20 protein-coding genes are annotated in these 21,386 nt (G+C 66.1%); 9 read left to right on the top strand and 11 right to left on the bottom strand.

The window, feature by feature from the left end:
- Positions 1-8: 8 nt before the first annotated feature.
- From LXM88_RS18560 to LXM88_RS18575, 4 genes are all read right to left on the bottom strand, one after another.
- Positions 9-959, bottom strand: coding sequence for a branched-chain amino acid ABC transporter permease (locus LXM88_RS18560; RefSeq protein ID WP_262535665.1), 951 nt, complete (start codon positions 957-959; stop codon positions 9-11).
- A gap of 213 nt (positions 960-1,172) precedes the next feature.
- Positions 1,173-1,859 (bottom strand): amino acid-binding protein, encoded by a 687-nt coding sequence (locus LXM88_RS18565; protein WP_262535666.1) that lies wholly within the window; start codon positions 1,857-1,859, stop codon positions 1,173-1,175.
- Between the two features lie 269 nt (positions 1,860-2,128).
- Positions 2,129-3,109, bottom strand: coding sequence for a 4-hydroxy-3-methylbut-2-enyl diphosphate reductase (ispH, locus tag LXM88_RS18570; protein WP_034178810.1), 981 nt, complete (start codon positions 3,107-3,109; stop codon positions 2,129-2,131).
- Positions 3,110-3,111: 2 nt separating this feature from the next.
- Positions 3,112-3,567, bottom strand: a complete 456-nt coding sequence (locus tag LXM88_RS18575) for an FKBP-type peptidyl-prolyl cis-trans isomerase (protein WP_262535667.1) — start codon at positions 3,565-3,567, stop codon at positions 3,112-3,114.
- Between the two features lie 135 nt (positions 3,568-3,702).
- On the opposite strand from LXM88_RS18575, the gene radC reads away from it, so the two are divergent.
- The 4 genes from radC (at position 3,703) to nadB (ending at position 6,878) form a co-directional block, all read left to right on the top strand.
- Entirely contained in the window at positions 3,703-4,476 is a 774-nt protein-coding gene (gene radC, locus LXM88_RS18580; RefSeq protein ID WP_262535668.1) for a RadC family protein, read from the top strand.
- Positions 4,477-4,713: 237 nt separating this feature from the next.
- Positions 4,714-4,947, top strand: coding sequence for a 50S ribosomal protein L28 (gene rpmB / locus LXM88_RS18585; RefSeq protein ID WP_004186391.1), 234 nt, complete (start codon positions 4,714-4,716; stop codon positions 4,945-4,947).
- 17 nt (positions 4,948-4,964) lie between these two features.
- Positions 4,965-5,132 carry a 50S ribosomal protein L33 gene (gene rpmG, locus LXM88_RS18590; RefSeq protein WP_006478046.1) on the top strand — a complete coding sequence of 56 codons (168 nt, stop codon included), beginning with the start codon at positions 4,965-4,967 and terminating at the stop codon, positions 5,130-5,132.
- Between the two features lie 159 nt (positions 5,133-5,291).
- Complete coding sequence (gene nadB / locus LXM88_RS18595) at positions 5,292-6,878, top strand: L-aspartate oxidase (RefSeq protein WP_047898822.1); 1,587 nt, start codon at positions 5,292-5,294, stop codon at positions 6,876-6,878.
- Positions 6,879-6,969: 91 nt separating this feature from the next.
- Here nadB and nadC read toward each other — a convergent pair whose 3' ends face one another.
- From nadC to purN, 6 genes are all read right to left on the bottom strand, one after another.
- Positions 6,970-7,851 (bottom strand): carboxylating nicotinate-nucleotide diphosphorylase, encoded by an 882-nt coding sequence (gene nadC / locus LXM88_RS18600; protein ID WP_262535895.1) that lies wholly within the window; start codon positions 7,849-7,851, stop codon positions 6,970-6,972.
- Positions 7,848-8,984: a quinolinate synthase NadA gene (gene nadA, locus LXM88_RS18605; protein ID WP_262535897.1), complete on the bottom strand. Its 1,137-nt coding sequence runs from the start codon at positions 8,982-8,984 to the stop codon at positions 7,848-7,850. The genes nadC and nadA overlap by 4 nt, the downstream gene beginning before the upstream one ends.
- Before the next feature lie 356 nt (positions 8,985-9,340).
- On the bottom strand, positions 9,341-10,537 hold the full coding sequence (locus tag LXM88_RS18610) for a DesA family fatty acid desaturase (protein ID WP_262535899.1): 1,197 nt from the start codon (positions 10,535-10,537) through the stop codon (positions 9,341-9,343).
- A gap of 225 nt (positions 10,538-10,762) precedes the next feature.
- Positions 10,763-12,142 (bottom strand): mechanosensitive ion channel family protein, encoded by a 1,380-nt coding sequence (locus tag LXM88_RS18615; protein ID WP_262535901.1) that lies wholly within the window; start codon positions 12,140-12,142, stop codon positions 10,763-10,765.
- 18 nt (positions 12,143-12,160) lie between these two features.
- Positions 12,161-13,423, bottom strand: a complete 1,263-nt coding sequence (locus LXM88_RS18620; RefSeq protein ID WP_262535902.1) for an RsmB/NOP family class I SAM-dependent RNA methyltransferase — start codon at positions 13,421-13,423, stop codon at positions 12,161-12,163.
- Positions 13,420-14,082: a phosphoribosylglycinamide formyltransferase gene (gene purN, locus LXM88_RS18625; RefSeq protein WP_262535904.1), complete on the bottom strand. Its 663-nt coding sequence runs from the start codon at positions 14,080-14,082 to the stop codon at positions 13,420-13,422. Before purN ends, LXM88_RS18620 begins: the two co-directional genes overlap by 4 nt.
- A 123-nt stretch (positions 14,083-14,205) precedes the next feature.
- Here purN and LXM88_RS18630 point away from each other — a divergent pair, with 123 nt between their 5' ends.
- From LXM88_RS18630 to dut, 5 genes are all read left to right on the top strand, one after another.
- Positions 14,206-15,198 (top strand): bifunctional riboflavin kinase/FAD synthetase, encoded by a 993-nt coding sequence (locus tag LXM88_RS18630; RefSeq protein ID WP_262535905.1) that lies wholly within the window; start codon positions 14,206-14,208, stop codon positions 15,196-15,198.
- Positions 15,199-15,302: 104 nt separating this feature from the next.
- Complete coding sequence (gene ileS, locus LXM88_RS18635; RefSeq protein WP_262535907.1) at positions 15,303-18,140, top strand: isoleucine--tRNA ligase; 2,838 nt, start codon at positions 15,303-15,305, stop codon at positions 18,138-18,140.
- Between the two features lie 2 nt (positions 18,141-18,142).
- Positions 18,143-18,643, top strand: coding sequence for a signal peptidase II (lspA, locus tag LXM88_RS18640; protein WP_047898830.1), 501 nt, complete (start codon positions 18,143-18,145; stop codon positions 18,641-18,643).
- A 67-nt stretch (positions 18,644-18,710) separates the two neighbouring features.
- The gene (gene coaBC / locus LXM88_RS18645) at positions 18,711-19,922 is read left to right on the top strand and encodes a bifunctional phosphopantothenoylcysteine decarboxylase/phosphopantothenate--cysteine ligase CoaBC (RefSeq protein WP_262535910.1); all 1,212 of its coding nucleotides are present in this window, start codon (positions 18,711-18,713) and stop codon (positions 19,920-19,922) included.
- A gap of 54 nt (positions 19,923-19,976) precedes the next feature.
- Entirely contained in the window at positions 19,977-20,423 is a 447-nt protein-coding gene (gene dut / locus LXM88_RS18650) for a dUTP diphosphatase (protein WP_065499366.1), read from the top strand.
- 54 nt (positions 20,424-20,477) lie between these two features.
- Here dut and LXM88_RS18655 read toward each other — a convergent pair whose 3' ends face one another.
- On the bottom strand, positions 20,478-21,248 hold the full coding sequence (locus LXM88_RS18655; RefSeq protein ID WP_262535912.1) for a COG4705 family protein: 771 nt from the start codon (positions 21,246-21,248) through the stop codon (positions 20,478-20,480).
- Positions 21,249-21,386: the final 138 nt, after the last annotated feature.

Genomic DNA, 21,386 nt, shown 5'->3' on the forward strand with positions numbered 1-21,386 from the left:
CCCTTCCGTTACGCGCGATCCGCGACACGTTCGCCCAGCAGGCCCGACGGACGGAATACCAGCACGATGATCAGCACGATGAAGGCGAACACGTCCTGGTAGTTACTGCCGAATACGCCGCCCGTGAGGTTGCCGATGTAGCCGGCACCGAGCTGCTCGATCAGGCCGAGCAGCACGCCGCCGACCATCGCACCGCCGAGGTTGCCGATACCGCCGAGCACCGCCGCCGTGAACGCCTTCATGCCGGGGATGAAGCCCATGTAGAAGTGCACGTTGCCGTATTCGGACGCGATCATCACGCCGGCCAGCGCGGCGAGCGCGGAGCCGATCATGAAGGTCGCCGAGATCACGAAGTTCGGGTTCACGCCCATCAGGCTCGCGGTGTTCGGGCTTTCGGCGATCGCGCGCATCGCACGGCCGAGCTTGGTCTTGTGCACGAGCAGCAGCAGGCCGCCCATCACGATGAACGCCACCGCGATGATCACGATTTCAGTCACCGAGATCACGGCGCCGGGCGTCGTGTCGGTGGCCTTGATCACGTTGATCGGATCGGTCGGCAGCAATTGCGGGAACGGCAGCGGGTTGCGCGACCAGATGATCATCGCGGCAGTTTGCAGCAGGATCGACACGCCGATCGCGGTGATCAGCGGCGCGAGGCGCGGCGCGCGGCGCAGCGGCCGGTATGCGACCCGCTCGATCGTGAAGCCGACGACGGCACAGACGACCGCGGCAATGCCAAGGCCGATCGCCAGCGTCGCGACGTTGCCGAGTCCGGGAAAGTGGTTCTGCAGGACGGTAATGGCCGACAGCGCGACCATCGCGCCGATCATCAGCACGTCGCCGTGCGCGAAGTTGATGATGCCGAGAATGCCGTACACCATCGTGTAACCCAACGCGATGATGGCGTACACACTGCCGAGCACCAGCCCGTTGAGAACCTGCTGGACGAAAATATCCATTTAAAGCTCCTTGGCCCGTGCTGCCGGAGGACGTTGCGCCCCGCGGGTAAGCGAGGAATCGCGCCTTCTCGGCGACACTGCGGGTACTAGTCGATACCGGTAAGGGTGTGGATCGTCCCGGCGCGCGCCGCCCGGCCTGTACGGCCGGACCTGCCGCCGGAGCGGATACAAAAACGGCACCGCACTGTTCCGGTGCCGTCATGAGTCCCGTCGCTAAATCGTCACGACGTCGAGGACGGTGTTCGTGGCCTCCTTGAAGTCGTAGGGCAGCATGCCGAGACGGCCATCGTCCGGTTGCCCGGCATCCGTGCCTTTTCCCGTCCGGTGCGAGGCAAGCCCCGCATCCGGGCAGATCGGATTCCGTGCCGCGTCGCCTGGCAAGGCATCGCGAAAGCCGCGCCCGACCATCGTCAGGACTGCGTCGGAATCCATCGTACGAACCAGGCCGCGCGCCACGACTTCACCGCTCGCGGCGACACGCTGATTCGTCGAATCGAAATGAAAGGGGGCCGGCGAGATCCGCACTCGGCTCGCAGCGCCGCATGCATGCGGCGCCGTCGCCAGCATCCGTCGGTCGGCGCGCACGGTCGTTGTCACACCGCGACCGGCGGCTTGTTGCGATGCAGCCTGCATGCCCGCTGCCCGATCGTTCGTCAGGCCTAGCGCGTTGATTTCCTCGATCGCCAAACGTGCCCCGTTTTCCTTGTCCTTGCCCAATTGCGCGATGCGGCACGCCGATGACGCCGCACGACCGGTTCCGGCGGCGCGCACGCCGCTGGCCGGCGGTGCCGCGAACACCGCAGCCTCCCTGCCCGCCCCGTCGTCGCTCTTTTTGCTGCAACCGGCAAGCATTGCAACCGGTGCGGCGACGGACACGGCGTAAGCCAACTTCACATGCATTGAATGGTCTCCCGCGCCTTGCCAAAACCCGATTTCAAAGCCATTCCGGCCTGAAAACGGGCGCATTGTAACTCCATTTATAGGACGCCAATAATCCTGATTCGATGGGGTTTTCCTGCATTGCAACCAATTTTGAGAGACGATCAGGAACGCGCAGAGCAACCGGGTTGCACCGATACCACGAATAATGGTTGCGATTGCAGTTTCGACGGACAAAAAAAAGCGCGCCGGGAGGCGCGCTTCGGTGTTCCGCGGGTGCGATGCGGCAATCAGGCGGCGGGCGGCAGGTTCAACCCGCGCGGCAGCGGAAACGACACGTTTTCCTCGATGCCGTCGAGCGCGCGGACGTTGCGCACGCCGAGCTCGCGCAGCCGCGCGATCACGGCCTGGGCGAGCACCTCGGGGGCCGACGCGCCGGCCGTCACGCCGATGCGGCGCTTGCCTGCGACCCATGCCGGATCGATCTGGTCGGGCGCATCGACCATGTATGCGTCCACGCCGCGCTTCTCGGCCACTTCGCGCAGGCGGCTCGAATTCGAGCTGTTCGGGCTGCCGACCACGATCACGACATCGCACTGCGGCGCCATGAACTTCACTGCATCCTGGCGGTTCTGCGTCGCGTAGCAGATGTCCTGCTTCTTCGGCTCGCGAATCTTGGGATACTTCGCCTTCAGCGCCGCGATGATCTCGGCCGCGTCGTCGACGGACAGTGTCGTCTGCGTGACGAGCGCAATGCGCTCGGGATCGGCGAGCTCGAGCTTCTGCACGTCCTCGACGCTCTCGACGAGATGCATGCCGCGCTCGACCTGCCCCATCGTGCCTTCGACTTCCGGGTGACCCTTGTGCCCGATCATCACGATATCGACGCCGTCCTGGCGCATCTTCGCCACCTCGACGTGCACCTTCGTGACGAGCGGGCAGGTTGCGTCGTAAATGCGCAACCCGCGCACGTCGGCCTCGTCGCGCACGGCCTTCGACACGCCGTGCGCGCTGAAGATCACGGTGTTGCCGGCCGGCACTTCCTCGAGTTCCTCGACGAAGATCGCGCCTTTCTTTTTCAGATCCTCGACCACGTACTTGTTGTGGACGATTTCGTGACGGACATAGATCGGCGCACCGTGCATCGCGATCGCGCGCTCGACGATCTCGATCGCACGGTCGACGCCCGCGCAGAAGCCGCGCGGCTGGGCCAGCAGGATTTCGGCATCGGCGGCGACAGTCTGCCCGGACAGCGTATCGGTGGTGCTCATGATTACAGGATTCCGATGATTTTCACTTCGAACGTGAGCGCTTGGCCCGCGAGCGGATGATTGAAGTCGAACAGCGCCGAGGTTTCGCTGACTTCCTTCAGCACCCCTGCATACCGGCCGCCGTCCGGCGCGTTGAACTCGATCAACTCGCCCGGCGTGAAATCGTCACCGACCATCCCGTTCTCGCGCAGCGTCGACAGCGTCACGCGCTGGAGCATGTCGGGATTACGGGGACCGAACGCCTGTTCGGGGGTTAGCTGAAAAGTCGAGTGGTCTCCAACCCTGAGCCCGAGCAGAATCTGTTCCAGCGACGGCGCCAGTTGCCCCGCGCCGAGCAGCAGCGTGGCGGGCTTGTCGGTGAAGGTGTTGACGATGTCGGCGCCGTCGGCCAGTGCCAGCCGGTAATGCAACGTGACGTGGGAACCGGGCTTCACTTCGGATAGATCGATGAGGCTCATGAATTACTCGTTCAGTCGGCGCCCGATACGGCCGCAAGGCCCGGCGCAAAGCCAATATTGTAAGTCACCTGAGCGCGCAAGGCGGAAAGTGCGACGACGTCGCGCAGACAGCCTGCCGCCAATGGAGTTTCAAGCATGCTGTCACCCTGCCTCGCCCCGCCGCCGGCCGAATGCCGCGACACCGCCGATGCGCCGGCCGATCCGCCCGGCCGCGTCGTTCCGCTCCGCCGGCGCAAGCGCCGCCCGGGCGACTGGCGGCCCGAGCGGCCGCGCGAGCGATTGCTGGAGCGCGGGCCAGCCGCGCTGACCGACGACGAACTGATCGCGCTGCTGCTCGGCACCGGCAAGCCCGGGCACGACGTATTCGTCAGCGCCCGCGCGTTGGTCAAGCAGTTCGGAACGTTGCGCGGGCTGCTCGAGGCGACGACCGACGATTTCGAGGCATACCCCGGCATCGGCCCCGCGCGCTCCACGCGGCTGGCCGCGGTCACCGAGATCGCGCGGCGCATGCTGAGGGAGAAAGCACGCGAGCGGACGCAAATCGATTCGCCCGGTGCGGTCGAGGATTATTTGCGGCTGAAGATCGGCACGTCCCCGTGCGAAGTGTTCGTCGCGGTGTACCTCGACGCCCGCAATTGCCTGATCGACACCGAGGAAATCACGCGCGGCTCGCTGACGCGCATGGCCGTCTACCCGCGCGAGATCGTGCGCCGCGCGATGATGCAGAACGCCGCGGCGCTGATCGTCGCGCACAACCATCCGTCGGGCGCGGTACAGCCGAGCGCGGAGGACCGCCGCCTGACCCGCGTGCTGCGCGACGCGCTCGAACTCGTCGACGTGCGGCTGCTCGATCACGTCGTCGTCGGCACCAGCGACACTTTCTCGTTCGCACGTGCCGGTTGGCTGTAGACTGTGGCGCGGCGGCCCGACCCAGGGCGCCGCAACGACGAAGCGAAATTAGGTTTGATTTTCCTGAACTTTTTCTGCTAGAATCGCCGTCTGTATTTTTTCCAACCAGTTCTAGCCATCGAAGGGCCTTGTCTGCAAGGGCTACGGCGTTCTGAGTGCAGCCATGGATCACGTGGCGGTGCGATGGAACCTTCACCGGCGATCGAACCCCGAATTTAGCGTATTAGGAGTGCTCTCATGGCACGCGTATGCCAAGTAACTGGGAAAGCGCCGATGAGCGGCAACAACGTTTCCCACGCCAACAACAAGACCAAGCGTCGCTTCCTGCCGAACCTGCAAAACCGCCGGTTCTGGGTAGAGAGCGAAAACCGCTGGGTGCGCCTGCGCGTTTCGAACGCCGGCCTGCGCCTGATCGACAAGAACGGCATCGATTCCGTGCTCGCTGACCTGCGCGCACGCGGCGAAGCCTAAGCCCAAGGAGCACAATCATGGCAAAAGGCGCCCGCGACAAGATCAAGCTTGAGTCGACCGCTGGTACGGGTCATTTCTACACGACCACGAAGAACAAGCGCAACATGCCGGAAAAGATGGCGATCAAGAAGTTCGATCCCGTCGTCCGCAAGCATGTGGAATACAAAGAAACCAAGATCAAGTAATCTCCGGTTTCTGCCAGCCTGACGGCGACCGAAAAGCCCCGCACATGCGGGGCTTTTTGTTTTGCGCGCACGCTCGGGCCCGACGCGGTATGCTCTCCCCTTTCCGCGGCCATGCCGCCGGAACGCACAAGATCAAAAGCGTAACGATGGAGATGCAGCATGAAATTCGACGTGGCGATCGTCGGCAGTGGCCTGGCAGGGCTGTCGGTCGCGCTCAATCTGGCCAGCACGCGACGTGTCGCGCTGATCGCGAAACGTTCGATGATGGAGGGCGCAAGCGATAACGCGCAGGGCGGCATCGCGGCAGTCCTCGATTCGGCAGACAGTATCGAGAACCACGTCGACGACACGCTGGTCGCCGGTGGCGGCCTGTGCGACGAAGGCGCGACGCGCTATATCGTCGAGCACGGCCGCGAAGCGATCGAATGGCTGATCTCGCAAGGCGTGCCGTTCACGAAGGACGACGCGGCCGAACTCGGCTTCCACCTGACGCGCGAAGGCGGCCACAGCCACCGCCGGATCATCCATGCGGCCGACGCAACCGGCCATGCGGTGCTCGCGACGCTGTCGGAACGCGCGCGCCAGCATCCGAACATCACGTTCTTCGAAAACCACCATGCGATCGACCTGATCACGTCGGACCGGCTCGGCCTGCCCGGCCGCCGCTGTCACGGCCTGTATGCGCTCGACGTCGACAACGACCGCACGATCACGATCGAGGCGCCGCATACGGTGCTCGCAACGGGCGGCGCCGGCAAGGTCTACCTGTACACGACGAACCCCGACACGGCGACCGGCGACGGCATCGCGATGGCGTGGCGCGCGGGCTGTCGCGTGTCGAACATGGAATTCATCCAGTTCCACCCGACCTGCCTGTTCCATCCGTATGCGAAATCATTCCTGATTTCGGAGGCCGTGCGCGGCGAAGGCGGCCTGCTGAAACTGCCCGACGGCACGCGCTTCATGCCCGCGCACGATCCGCGCGCCGAACTCGCGCCGCGCGACATCGTCGCACGCGCGATCGACTTCGAGATCAAGAAGCGCGGGATCGACTGCGTGTATCTCGACATCAGCCATCAGCCGGAAGCGTTCCTGCGCGAACACTTCCCGACGATCCATGCGCGCTGCCTCGAATTCGGCATCGACATCGCGAAACAGCCGATCCCCGTCGTGCCGGCCGCGCACTACACGTGCGGCGGCGTCGTGACCGATCTCGCCGGGCGCACCGATCTCGCGGGCCTGTACGCGGTCGGCGAAACGTCGTACACGGGGCTGCACGGCGCGAACCGGCTCGCCAGCAACTCGCTGCTCGAATGCCTCGTGATCGGCCGCGCAGCGGCCGAGGCGATCGAGGCAGCCGGCTTCGACGCCGAAACGCCGGCCACGCTGCCCGCATGGGACGAAAGCCGCGTGTCGGATGCGGACGAGGAAGTCGTCGTCGCGCACAACTGGGACGAACTGCGCCGCCTGATGTGGAACTACGTCGGCATCGTGCGCACCGACAAGCGCCTCGAACGCGCGAAGCACCGGCTGTCGCTGCTGCGTGACGAGATCCACGAGTACTACGCAAATTTCCGCGTGACGCGCGACCTGCTCGAACTGCGCAACCTCGTCGACGTGGCGACGCTGATCGTGAAGAGCGCGCACTCGCGCCGCGAAAGCCGCGGGCTGCACTACAGCCGCGACTGGCCGCACACGCTGCCGAAGGCGCTGCCGAGCGTGCTCACGCCGCGTGCGCGTCGCTGAGCGACGCACCTCACCGGCTGCGACCACGCAAGAAAAAAGCCGTTGGCGTTTGCGCGCCAACGGCTTTTTTGTCTGATCGCATGACGCGCGGTCAGTCGACGATCCGCATCGAATAGTCCGTCGCGCGCACGTCCTTCGTCAGCGCACCGATCGAGATGCGATCGACGCCCGTCTCCGCGAATGCGCGCACCGTGTCGAAATTGACGCCGCCCGACACTTCGAGCACGGCCTTGCCGGCCGCCACGCGCACCGCTTCACGCATCATGTCGAGCGTGAAGTTGTCGAGCAGCACCGACTGCGCGCGATGAGCGAGCGCCGTGTCGAGCTGCGCGAGCGTCTCGACTTCAACCTGCACGGGCACACCCGAATCCAGCGCGAACGCCGCGTCGAGCGCCTCGCCGACGCCGCCCGCCGCAGCGATGTGGTTCTCCTTGATCAGGATGCCGTCATACAGCGCGAGACGCTGGTTCTCGCCGCCGCCGACGCGCACCGCGTACTTCTGCGCGAGCCGCAGGCCCGGCAGCGTCTTGCGCGTATCGAGGATCTTCGCGCGCGTGCCTTCGACACGATCGACATATCGGCGCGTCGCGGTCGCGACACCCGACAGCAACTGCAGGAAGTTCAGCCCGTTGCGCTCGGCCGTCAACAGCGCGCGCGCCGGCCCTTCGAGCTCGCAGACAGTCGAATCGGGCATCATCCGGTCGCCTTCGCGGTAGCGCCAATGCACGGTGATCGCCGGATCGATCCGGTCGATCACGGCCTCGAACCACGGCACGCCGCACAGCACGGCTTCCTCGCGCACTATGATGCGCGCGCGGCGACGCCCGCCGGCCGGCACGAGCCGCCCAGTCTGATCGCCGGCGCCGACGTCTTCCGCGATCGCATCGGCAACGTTGCGCGCGATCGCGTCGTCGAATGCCGCGCCGTATTGGTCGCGAACGATGTCGAACAGCGGGGAGACAGCAACGGTCATGCGGCCCCCACGTTCGCGAACAGTTGCTGGTCGCGCTGCAGATCGCCGCTCGCCTGCACGCGCTTCTTGTGCGCGGCCGCGAAATCGAGCATCCGGTCGATCGGCAGGCGTGCACGCTCGCCGATCGCGGGATCGACGAAGATCTCGTTGTGACCGCGTTCGAGCACGTCGGCGAGGTTCGCAAGGCCGTTCATCGCCATCCACGGGCAGTGCGCGCAGCTCTTGCAGGTCGCGCTGTTGCCGGCCGTCGGCGCTGCGATGAAGGTCTTGCCGGGTGCCGCGAGCTGCATCTTGTGCAGGATGCCGAGATCGGTCGCGACGATGAAGCGCGTCGCGTCGAGCTTGACGGCCGCGTCGATCAGCTGCGTGGTCGAGCCGACGACATCGGCCTGCGCAACGACGTTTTCCGGCGATTCGGGATGGACGAGCACCTTCGCGTCCGGGTATTCGGCGCGCAGCAGGTCGAGCTCGATTCCCTTGAATTCGTCGTGGACAAGGCACGAACCCTGCCACAGCAGCATGTCTGCGCCGGTCTTCTTCTGGATATAACTGCCGAGATGGCGATCGGGCGCCCAGATGATCTTCTCGCCGCGCGCGTGCAGGTCGGCCACGATCTCGAGGCCGATCGACGACGTGACCATCCAGTCCGCGCGGGCCTTCACGGCCGCGCTGGTGTTCGCGTAGACGACGACGGTGCGGTCGGGATGCGCATCGCAGAACGCCGAGAATTCATCGACCGGACAGCCGAGGTCGAGCGAACAGGTCGCATCGAGATCGGGCATCAGGATTCGCTTGTTCGGGCTCAGGATCTTCGCGGTTTCGCCCATGAAGCGCACGCCGGCGACGACCAGCGTCTGCGCGTCGTGATCGCGGCCGAAGCGGGCCATTTCGAGCGAGTCGGCAACGCAGCCGCCGGTTTCGTCGGCGAGTTCCTGCAGTTCCGCATCCACGTAGTAGTGCGCGACCAGCACGGCCTTTTCACGCACGAGCAGCGCCTTGATGCGCGCCTTCAGCGCAGCGCGCTCGTCGGGGGACGGCGCATCGGGCACCTTGGCCCATGCCTGTCCCACGCCGCACACGGTCCCTGCTGCGACGGGCCGGTCGTACTCGACGGGTTTGATCGTCGATTGCATCTCCATATCTCCTGTCGACCAGAGTTAGCGCTTTAGCGCTTACTCTGGTCCCATGCTTCGCGGTCGGCCGGAGTTAGTGCTTTAGCACTTACTCCGGCCCCATGCTTCGCGGTCGACCAGTGCCGGCGCTTTAGCGCTTGCTCCGGTGCCATGCCTCACGGTCAACCAGAATCGGCGCTTCAACACTACTCCGATCCCATCCTCTACGCTCGCCCCGGGGCGCCATTGCGCCGCTGCCCCAAGCCTCATACGAATTCGAGACCTGCCGATCGCTTCTGTCAAAAACCGGCGGCCCAAATGAAAAAACCCCGCCAACGCGGGGTTTTTGACGTCCTGAGATTCTAATCGATTTCGAATCAGGCGTAGCGACGCAGGCGCGTCGCGAATTCCTGCAGCGCCTTGATGCCGCTTTGTTCTGCGCGATGGCACCAATCCTGCAATTGCGCGAGCAGCTGTTCGCGCGACGCGGTCGAACGATCCCAGATCGCGGCGAGGTCCTGGCGCAACTGGAAGTACGTATGCAGCTTCTGGCTGTTCGCGAAGATTTCCGGCAGCAGCTTCTTCTGCGGCTCGTCGAGGCCGTCGGCGTCCTTGTGGAACCACTTGCGCGCGCCGCGCATCAACTGGTACTTCTCGCTCGAACCGAGTTCCTTCAGATGCGCGAGCTCCTGGCGGTATGCACGCTTCACGGCCTTGCCGTAGCGCGCCATCACTTCGTAGCGGTTCGACAAGACGGCCTGCAGCGTTTCCTGGTCGAGCACCATCTTCGGCTTGTTCAGGCGCGGCGTCGGCGCGACCTTCTTCACCTTCGCGAGACCGAAGGCCGACATGATGCGGATGTACATCCAGCCGATGTCGAACTCGTACCACTTGTTCGACAGCTTCGCCGACGTCGCGAACGTGTGGTGGTTGTTGTGCAGTTCTTCGCCGCCGATCACGATGCCCCACGGGAACAGGTTCGTGCTCGCGTCGGCCGAGTTGAAGTTGCGGTAGCCCCAGAAGTGGCCGAAGCCGTTGACGACGCCTGCCGCCCAGAACGGAATCCAGACCATCTGCACGGCCCACACGGTCAGACCGAGCACGCCGAACAGCGCGACGTCGATCACCATCATGATGCTGATGCCGAGGATCGGGTACTTCGAATAGAGATTGCGTTCGATCCAGTCGCTCGGCGTGCCGTGGCCGAACTTGCGCATCGTCTCTTCATTCTTCGCTTCCGCGCGATACAGCTCGGCGCCCTCGAGGAACACCTTCCAAATGCCGCGCGTTTGCGGGCTGTGCGGATCTTCCTCGGTCTCGCACTTCGCATGGTGCTTGCGGTGAATCGCCGCCCACTGGCCGGTCAGCATGCCGGTCGTCATCCACAGCCAGAGGCGGAAGAAGTGGCTCGCGATCGGGTGCAGTTCCAGTGCGCGGTGTGCCTGGCAGCGATGCAGGTAGACCGTCACGCCGATGATCGTGACGTGCGTGACGGCGAGCGCGAACAGCGCGACCTGCCACCACGAAAAATGCAGGAGCCCGTGGGAAAGAAAATCGAGCAGGGAATTCAACAAGGCAGTTACCTGTGATGAGATGAGAGCGACACCGGCTCGCGCAGGCGTCAGAAAAATGAAAGCATACCGCGAATAGACTTGGATTTTACTTCAACCGTTCCAAGTCTTTGTAAAAAATGAATATTTTCTTGCCCTGACGCAACCGGAACAGTCCACGGGCGGACCTGGAAAGGCCCGCGATCCGGTTCCGACCGCGGGGTCGATACGATTGACGCCCGACGCGCGCTACGCAGCCGACGCGCGCCCATCCACCGCGCCGCCACCGGCCGCCGGATCGCCGGCCGCAACGCCCGCGCCGGCAAAACCGTCCGGCAACCCGACGACGCGCACTTCGCGCTGCGGAAACGGAATCGAAATCCCGTGTTCGCTGAACAGCCGCCAGATGTTGCGGTTCACCGTCGAACGCACGCCCGACGTGCCTTTCGCCGAATCCTCGATCCAGAAGCCGAGTTCCAGGTCGATCCCGTCCGCGCCGAAGCTCACCAGATACGGGGTCGGCGCGGGCTCCGCCAGCACGCGCGGCACGTCCTTCGCAGCGTCCGCGAGCAACGCGAGCGCGTGCTCGACATCGCTCGTATACGCGACCTGCACGGCGACCTTCGCATAACCGCGCGTCAGGTACGACGACTGGTTCTGCACGACGTCGGTGATCAGCTTCTCGTTCGGGATCAGCGTCTCGTTGCCGTCGAGGCCGCGCACGACCGTGTAGCGCGTGCGGATCTGCGTGACGACGCCCTGCAGCCCGCCGACGCTGATTGCGTCGCCGAGCCGCAGCGACCGGTCGAGCAGGATGATGAAGCCCGACACGTAGTTGCTCGCGATCTTCTGCAGCCCGAAGCCCAGGCCGACGCCGACCGCGCCACCGAACACGCCGAGCACCGTCACGTCGATGCCGACCAGCGACAGCCCGATCAGGATCGCCGCGAACACGAGCAGCGCGCGGCCGACCCGCGACAGCACGACCTTCAGGTTCGCGTCGAGCGTGCTCGCGCGCGTGAGGCGATCCTCGAGCACCGAGCCGAGCCACATCGCGACCATCAGCGTCACGCAGACCCACAGCGCGCCGGAGATCAGCGACAGCAGCGTGAGGTGCGCATTGGCGACGCGGAACTGCACGCTGTCGAGCCAGCCGAGCACATCGCGCTGGATGCCGAGCACGGTCAGCACCATTGCGGCCCACACGACGGTCGACACGATCTTCTCGACGATCGACAGCCACGCATGCGTGTGGCCGTCGCGCGCGAACACGCGCCGCGCGAAGAAGAACAGCACGTAGATCAGCCCGATGCCGAACAACGGCACGAGCGCGAGCGACAGCAGCGACGTCGACATGAACGGGTCGAACGCGAGCTGCGCGACGCCCGCGAAGACGCCGCCGAACAACGGGAACAATGCGCGCTTCAGGCTTTGCGCGCCCGCGCCGGGCGCGCGTCCGGCCGCCCGGCGGCGCGCATCGATGCGGCCGTGCACGAAGCGCGCGGCCACCCACGCGAAACACAGCGCGCCGACGAGGATCGCCGCCTGCCAGATCATCACCGGCTGGTGGAAATCGCGAATCACCGACGCCAGCCGGTGCGACAGCAGGCGGCTCTGCAGATTCTCCATCGTCCGTCCGGGCCGCCGTTACTGCGCGCGCCGCTCAAGCACCGCGGCGAAGAAGCCGTCGGTCGCGTGACGGTGCGGCCACAGCGACAGGTAGTCGCCCGTCTCGAGTTCGATGCGCTGGTCGGCCAGCACCTTCTGCGCCGGCACCAGCACGAACTCGGGATGGTCGGCCAGGAACTGCTCGACGATGCGCTCGTTCTCGGCGTCGAGCACGCTGCAGGTCGCATAGACGAGCCGGCCGCCCTTCTTCACGAGGCGCGCGGCGCTCGCGAGGATCGACGCCTGCTTCGGCGTCAGCTCGTCGATCGCGGTGCGCGACTGGCGCCACTTCAGGTCCGGATTGCGACGCAGCGTGCCAAGGCCGCTGCACGGCGCGTCGACCAGCACGCGGTCGATCTTGCCGGCGAGCCGCTTGATCTTCGCGTCGTGCTCGCTGTCGATCAGCACCGGGTTCACGTTCGACAGCCCGCTGCGCGCAAGGCGCGGCTTCAGCTTAGCGAGACGCTTTTCCGACACGTCGAACGCATAGAGGCGCCCGGTCGAGCGCATCATCGCACCCAGCGCGAGCGTCTTGCCGCCCGCGCCCGCGCAGAAATCGACGATCATCTCGCCGCGGCGCGGCGCGACCAGCGAACACAGCAGCTGGCTGCCTTCGTCCTGCACCTCGATCTCGCCTTCCTCGAACAGCTTCAGGCGCGTCAGCGCCGGCTTGCCGACCACACGCACGCCGAACGGCGCGAACGGCGTCGCACCCGCATCGATGCCGTTCGCGCGCAGCGCGTCGATCACCTGGTCGCGGGTCGCCTTCTGCGCGTTGGCGCGCAGGTCGAGCGGCGCCGGGTAGTTCAGCGCGGCGGCGAGCTGCGCGAGTTCCTCGGCGTCGAATCGGGCCGACAGCGCCTGGTGGATCCAGTCGGGCAGGTTCGTGCGCACGCGCACGGGCAGGCTCGCCGGATCGATCTTCGACACGTGCTCGAGCCACGCGGACTCGGTGTCGGACAAAAACGGCTTCAGCGCGTTACGGCCGGCCGTCTGCATCAGGCCGAGCAGCGTGAGACGCCGCGCGGGCGTGCCCGTGCCGCTCTCGGCCAGGTGCGAAAACTCCATCTTGCGGCGCAGCACCGCGAAGACCGCCTCGGCGATCACGCCGCGCTCGGCATGCCCGAGCTTCGGGTGCGCGCGGAAGAACCGGCTCGTCGTCGCGTCGGCGGGGCCGGCGAATTTCAGCACCTCGGCCAGCAAAGTCTCGGTCTGGCCGATCAGGAATCCGTGCAGCTTCATACGCCCTCACTCGTTTCGGTATGCGGTTGATCCGCGAAAATCCAGCGTGCCTCTTCCGGCGCCACGACGGCACGGCCGTTCTCGAGGCGCAAACGCCCCTCGACGAACCAGCGCACCGCACGCGGGTACAGCACATGCTCGACCGTCAGCACGCGCTGCGCGAGCGCGGCTGCGTCGTCGCCCGCGCGCACCGGCACCGCGCCCTGCGCGACGATCGCGCCGCTGTCGAGCTCGGGAATCACGAAATGCACGCTCGCGCCGTGCAGCGCGACACCCGCATCGAGCGCCTGCTGGTGCGTGTGGATGCCCTTGAAGCTCGGCAGCAGCGACGGGTGAATGTTCAGCAGACGGCCTTCGTATCGTCTGACGAATGTCGGCGTGAGGATGCGCATGAAGCCCGCGAGGACCACGAGATCGGGGGCAAAGCGGTCGATTTCGGCGGCGAGCGCTGCGTCGAAGCTGTCGCGGCCGTCGAACGACCGGTGGTCGACCACCGCGGTCGCCACCCCGTGCGACGCGGCAAAAGCCAGGCCGGCCGCATCGGGCCGGTTGGCGATCACGGCAGCGACCTCGGCCGGCCAGCGTTCCTGCGCGCACGCGCGGACGATGGCCTCCATGTTGCTGCCGCGACCGGAAATCAGGATCACGAGTTTTTTCATCCGCGAATTTTACCATTCGCCCCCGCGTTTCCCGCCTTCTCGGCCGCCGGCCCGCCCGAACGTTTATAATCTTCTGCTTTGCGGCATCCCACCGCCCATTCCCCCGACGCTGCATCCGCTATCGTGAAAGTCTTCCGCGGCCTGCCCAACGCCGAGAGCCGCGCCCCGTGCGCGCTGACGATCGGCAACTTCGACGGTGTCCATCGCGGCCACCAGGCCCTGCTCGCGCGCGTGCGCGCGGCAGCGGACGCGCGCGGCCTGCCCGTGTGCGTGATGACTTTCGAGCCGCACCCGCGCGAATTCTTCAACCCGGCCGGCGCGCCGCCGCGCATCGCGATGCTGCGCGACAAGCTCGAGGCGCTGCGCGAGCACGGCGTCGACCGCGTCGTCGTCGAGCACTTCAACCACACGTTCGCCAGCCAGTCGCCGCAGGCGTTCGTCGAGCGTACGCTGGTGAACGGGCTGCACACGCGCTGGATGATGGTCGGCGACGATTTCTGCTACGGCGCGAAGCGCGCGGGCACCTTCGACACGCTGAAGGCGGCCGGCGAGCAATACGGCTTCGAAGTCGAGCAGATGGGCACGGTGGCCGGCAGCGACGGCACGCGCATCTCCAGTTCGGGCGTGCGCACCGCGCTCGCGGCCGGCGATCTCGACGCGGCCGCGCAGGCGCTCGGCCACGGTTACGCGATCAGCGGCCACGTCGCGCACGGGCTGAAGCTCGGCCGCGACCTCGGCTTCCCGACGCTGAACCTGCCGATCGCGCACAAGCGGCCGGCGCTCGCGGGCATCTTCGTCGTGCAGGTACACGGCCTCGGCCCCGCCCCGCTGCCCGGCGTCGCGAGCCTCGGCCTGCGCCCGACCGTCGACGATTCGGGCCGCGTGCTGCTCGAAGTCCACTTGCTCGACTGGCATGGCGATGCGTACGGCAAGCTCATCCGCGTCGAATTCCTGAAGAAGCTGCGCGACGAAGCGAAATTCGACGATCTCGAGGCGCTGTCGCGCGCGATCGCACTGGACGTCGCGAATGCACGCGCGTACTTCATCGAGCGCGACCGTGCGCCGGGCAGCCGCGCAACGGGCTTCTCGACGTCGGCAACCGACCGAATTAGCTGATCCGGACGGCGGCGCCCCGCGCGCCGCACCCTCGCGCCGCTCACTCGCGCGCATACCCGATTCACGACGCACGAGCGTCCACCCGATTTGATAGCGATCCCATCATGAGCAACAAGAAAGCCGATTCGAAACCGCAGGCCAAGTATCCGGTCAACCTGCTCGACACGCCGTTCCCGATGCGCGGCGACCTGCCCAAGCGCGAGCCGCAGTGGGTCAAGGAATGGGAAGAGCGCGGCATCTACGACAAGATCCGCGCGGCCAGCCAGGGCCGGCCGAAGTTCATCCTGCACGACGGCCCGCCGTATGCGAACGGCGACATCCACCTCGGCCACGCCGTCAACAAGATCCTGAAGGACATCGTCGTCAAGTCGCGCAACATGGCCGGCTTCGATGCGCCGTACGTGCCGGGCTGGGATTGCCACGGGATGCCGATCGAGATCCAGATCGAGAAGCAGTTCGGCAAGTCGCTGCCGGCGGCCGAAGTGATGAGCAAGGCGCGCGCGTACGCGACCGAGCAGATCGAGAAGCAGAAGGTCGGCTTCAAGCGCCTCGGCGTGCTCGGCGACTGGGCCAACCCGTACAAGACGATGAACTTCGTCAACGAGGCGGAAGAGCTCCGCGCGCTCGGCAAGATCATCGAGAAGGGTTATGTGTATCGCGGGCTGAAGCCGGTGAACTGGTGCTTCGACTGCGGCTCGGCGCTCGCCGAAGCGGAAGTCGAGTACAAGGACCGCACCGATCCGACGATCGACGTGATGTTCGCATTCGCGGAGCCGGAAAAGACCGCTCAGGCGTTCGGCCTGCCGGCACTGCCGCGCGCCGAAGGCGGCATCGTGATCTGGACCACCACGCCGTGGACGATTCCCGCGAACCAGGCGCTGAACCTTCATCCGGAAATCGTCTACGCGCTGGTCGACACCGAGCGCGGGCTGCTGATCATCGCCGAAGAGCGCGTCGCCGCGTGCATGGAAGAGTTCAAGCTGACGGGCCGCGTCGTCGCGACCACGCCCGGCGTGAAGCTCGCGAACCTGCGCTTCCACCACCCGCTCGCATCGGCCCACCCCGGCTACAAGCGCACCGCACCCGTCTACCTCGGCGACTACGTGACGACCGACACCGGTACCGGCGTCGTGCACTCGTCGCCCGCGTACGGCATCGAGGACTTCATGTCCTGCAAGGCGCACGGGATGACCGATTCGGACTTCATCAACCCGGTGATGGGCGACGGTCGTTATATCGAATCGCTGCCGCTGTTCGGCGGCCTGTCGATCTGGGATGCGAACCCGAAGATCGTCGACGCACTGAACGCCGCCGGCTCGCTGCTGCGCAGCGAGAAGTACACGCACAGCTACATGCACTGCTGGCGCCACAAGACGCCGATCATCTACCGCGCGACGTCGCAGTGGTTCGCCGGCATGGACGTGACGCCGCGCGACGGCAGCAAGACGCTGCGCGAAACGGCGCTCGAAGGCGTCGACGCGACCGCGTTCTACCCGTCGTGGGGCAAGCAGCGCCTGTTCAGCATGATCGCGAACCGCCCCGACTGGACGCTGTCGCGCCAGCGCCAATGGGGCGTGCCGATGGCGTTCTTCGTGCACAAGGAAACCGGCGAGCTGCATCCGCGCACGCTCGAACTGCTCGAGGAAGTCGCGAAGCGCGTCGAGCAGTCGGGCATCGAGGCATGGCAGACGCTCGATCCGCGCGAGCTGATCGGCGACGACGCGAACCTGTACGAAAAGAACCGCGACACGCTCGACGTGTGGTTCGACTCGGGCACGACGCACTGGCACGTGCTGCGCGGCTCGCACAAGGATCAGCTGCAGTTCCCGGCCGACCTGTATCTCGAAGGCTCGGACCAGCATCGCGGCTGGTTCCACTCGTCGCTGCTGACCGCGTCGATGATCGACGGCCGCGCACCGTACAAGGGCCTGCTCACGCACGGCTTCACGGTCGACGGCGAAGGCCGCAAGATGAGCAAGTCGCTCGGCAACGGCGTCGACCCGCATGAAGTCGCGAACCGCCTCGGCGCGGAAATCATCCGCCTGTGGATCGCGTCGACCGACTATTCGGGCGAGCTCGCGATCTCCGAGGAAATCCTGAAGCGCGTGACCGAAGGTTATCGCCGTATCCGCAACACGCTGCGCTTCCTGCTCGCGAACCTGTCGGACTTCGACTACACGCAGCACGCGGTGCCGGTCGGCGAATGGCTCGAGATCGACCGTTATGCGGTCGCGTTCTCGGAGCAACTGCAGACGGAACTGCTCGGCCACTACGAGAAGTACGAATTCCACCCGGTCGTCGCGAAGCTGCAGACGTACTGCTCGGAAGATCTCGGCGGCTTCTACCTCGACGTGCTGAAGGATCGCCTGTACACGAGCGCGGCCGATTCGCGCGCGCGCCGCTCCGCGCAGACGGCGCTGTACCACCTGACGCACGGCCTGCTGCGCGTGCTCGCGCCGTTCCTGTCGTTCACGGCCGAAGAAGCGTGGAAGGTGTTCCAGCCGGCCAGCGACACGATCTTCACGGAAACCTACTACGCGTATCCGGAAGTCGCCGGCTCGGCCGCGCTGATCGAGAAGTGGGCGCTGCTGCGCGACGTCCGCGGCAACGTGACGAAGGCGCTCGAGGAAGCGCGCACCGCGAACCGCATCGGCTCGTCGCTGCAGGCCGAAGTGACCGTGCACGCGAGCGGCGCGCGCTACGACGCGCTCACGAGCCTCGGCGAAGACCTGAAGTTCGTGCTGATCACGTCGGCCGCGACGGTCGTCAAGGTCGACGACGAAGCGCAGGAAAGCGTCGACGTGGCCGCGTCGAAGTACCAGAAGTGCGAACGCTGCTGGCACTACCGCGAAGATGTCGGCGCACACGCCGATCATCCGACGCTGTGCGGCCGCTGCTTCTCGAACCTCTTTGAAAACGGCGAAATCCGGAGCGCTGCTTAAATATGGCGAAAACCCTGTCGAAACCGGCCAGCGGCGCGCTTGCGCCCTGGCTTGGCATTTCGCTGATCGTGATCCTGTTCGATCAACTGTCGAAGATCGCGATCCTGAAAACGTTCGCGTATGGCGCGCAGCATGCGCTGACGTCGTTCTTCAACCTCGTGCTGGTGTACAACCGCGGCGCCGCGTTCGGCTTCCTGTCGACCGCGAGCGGCTGGCAGCGCTGGGCGTTCACCGCGCTCGGCATCGGCGCGACGCTCGTGATCTGCTTCCTGCTGAAGCGCCACGGCCACCAGCGGCTGTTCAGCGTGTCGCTCGCGCTGATCCTCGGCGGTGCGCTCGGCAACGTGATCGACCGGCTCGTGTACGGTCACGTGATCGACTTCCTCGATTTCCACCTCGGCGCCTGGCACTTCCCGGCGTTCAACCTCGCCGATTCTGCGATCACGGTCGGCGCGGTGCTGCTGATCTACGACGAACTCCGTCGCGTGCGCGGCTCGCGCTAAGCGCGCATACTCGGCGTCGACGGCCGGCCTCGCGCCGGCCGTCCCGTTTGAACCTTGGAGGCCTGAGTTGGCACACGCAGAACTCGCAGGAAAACACCTCGTTCTCGGCCTGACGGGCGGCATCGCCTGCTACAAGATCGCCGAGCTCACGCGGCTGCTCACGAAGGCCGGCGCGACCGTGCAGGTCGCGATGACCGAAGCCGCCACGCAATTCATCACGCCCGTCACGATGCAGGCGCTGTCGGGCCGGCCCGTCTTCACGAGCCAGTGGGACGCGCGCGTCGACAACAACATGGCGCACATCGACCTGTCGCGCGAAGCCGACGCGATCGTGATCGCACCCGCGTCGACGGATTTCCTCGCGAAACTCGCGCACGGGTTCGCGGACGATCTGCTGTCGACGCTGTGCGTCGCGCGCGATTGTCCGTTGCTCGTCGTTCCTGCGATGAACCGCCAGATGTGGCAAAACCCGGCCACGCAGCGCAACGTTGCGCAACTGCGCGCGGACGGCGTGTCGGTGCTCGGCCCGGATTCGGGCGCGCAGGCGTGCGGCGAAGTCGGCGACGGCCGGATGCTCGAGCCCGACGCGATCTATGAAGCGATCGTCGCGCATTTCGCGCCGAAGGTGCTCGCGCACCGGCGCGTGCTGATCACGGCCGGCCCGACGTTCGAACCGCTCGACCCCGTGCGCGGCCTCACGAACCGCTCGAGCGGCAAGATGGGCTTCGCGCTCGCGCGCGCCGCGCAGCAGGCCGGCGCCGACGTGCATCTCGTCGCAGGGCCGGTCGCGCTCGACACGCCGTGGGGCGTGTACCGCCAGGACGTGCAGACCGCGCAGCAGATGTACGACGCAGTGATGCACGCGGTCGCCGATGCCGACATCTTCATCGCGGTGGCCGCGGTCGCCGACTGGCGCGTCGACCAGCCTGCCGAACACAAGATGAAGAAGGCAGCCGATCGCAAGATGCCGGCGCTCGCGTTCGTCGAGAACCCCGACATCCTCGCGTCGGTCGCCGCGCTGCCCGCTCCGCCGTTCTGCGTCGGGTTCGCGGCCGAAAGCGGCGACCTCGACGTGCACGGCGACGAAAAGCGCAAGCGCAAGAACGTGCCGCTGCTCATCGGTAACCTCGGCCCGCAGACGTTCGGCCGCGACGACAACGAAGTCGTGCTGTTCGAGGCCGCCGGCCTCACGCGCCTGCCGCGCGCGCCGAAGGACGAACTCGCGCATGCGCTCGTCGCGGAGATCGCGAAGCGCCTGCCCGACAACCGCCTGATCTGATCCCCGCGCGGCGGCCCGCGCCGCCGCGCCCTTCCCGACCGATTCGACGACCGCATGAAACTCGACCTGAAGATTCTCGACGCGCGCATGCGCGACTACCTGCCCGCCTACGCGACCACCGGCAGCGCGGGCCTCGACCTGCGCGCGTGCCTCGACGCGCCGGTCACGCTGCAGCCGGGCGAAACGACGCTCGTGCCGACCGGCCTCGCGATCCACCTCGCCGATCCCGGTTATGCGGCGCTGATCCTGCCGCGCTCGGGCCTCGGCCACAAGCACGGGATCGTGCTCGGCAACCTCGTCGGCCTGATCGACTCCGACTACCAGGGCCAGTTGATGGTCTCGACGTGGAATCGCGGTCAGACCGAGTTCGTGCTGAACCCGTTCGAGCGGCTCGCGCAACTCGTGATCGTGCCGGTCGTGCAGGCGCAGTTCAACATCGTCGACGACTTCGCCGAGAGCGACCGCGGCGCAGGCGGCTTCGGCAGCACCGGCCGCCACTGAGCGACTCAACGTAAAAAAGGGGCCTCGCGGCCCCTTTCCTTCTTCCGTTCGCCGTCATTCGCTGACCGGCTGCGCGATCCGCGCGGGTACCGGTTCGCGGCGCCGCGCCTGCGCGACGCTCGCATAGATCACCAACGCGACCAGCGCGCCGAGCAGCACGGCCGACGAGCCGACCGTACCGAGCGCGAGCCCGCCCTTCGCGACCGGCTTCGTCAGCAGATCGCCGACCGTCGCGCCGAACGGACGCGTGAGCACGAACGCGGCCCAGAACAGCAACACGCCGGAGATCCGCGTGAAATAGTGCGCGAGCACGATCACCGCCAGCAGCCCGCCGATCAGCAGCGCGCCGCCGCCGAAGCCGAGCCCCGAGCTGTCCGCGAGGAAGTCGCCGAGCGCGGTGCCGAGCGTGTTCGAGAACAGGATCGCGATCCAGTACAGCAGCTCGACCTTGCGCGTGCGGATCAGGTTGACCGACAGCGATTCGCCGCTGAATCGCCAGACCGCGAAGATTGCCAGCAGGATCGCGACGAGGATCGACGAGCCGGCCGCATAGCCGAGGCCGAGCGTACGGTCCATGAAGTCGGACATCGTCGTGCCGGCCGTGCTCGTCGCGACGATCACGGCCCAGTAGATCGCCGGGTGATAGCGCGTCGTCTTGAGCTGCGCGCCGAGCGTCACGAGGAAGAAGCCGAACAGCAGGATCGAGCTCACCGCGTAGCCGACGTTCAGCGTCATCGACAGCAGGTCGCCGCCGGTTTCGCCAAGCGTCGTCGCGCAGATCTTCATGATCCAGAACGCAAGCGTGATTTCGGGAAGTTTGTTCATTCGAACCCCTTTTTACAGGAAAGCGGCGAGGCGGCGCGTGCCGGCCCGCATTGCGGACAGGATCGAATGTTAGTCGCCGACGGCTTAACGGAACCTTAGCGAACGCGAAGGTCGGGATGGCCGGCTAGTGCGGCCGTG

Origin of the sequence: Burkholderia sp. S-53, assembly GCF_025560745.1 — a bacterium.
GTDB classification, from domain to species: Bacteria; Pseudomonadota; Gammaproteobacteria; order Burkholderiales; family Burkholderiaceae; genus Burkholderia; species Burkholderia pyrrocinia.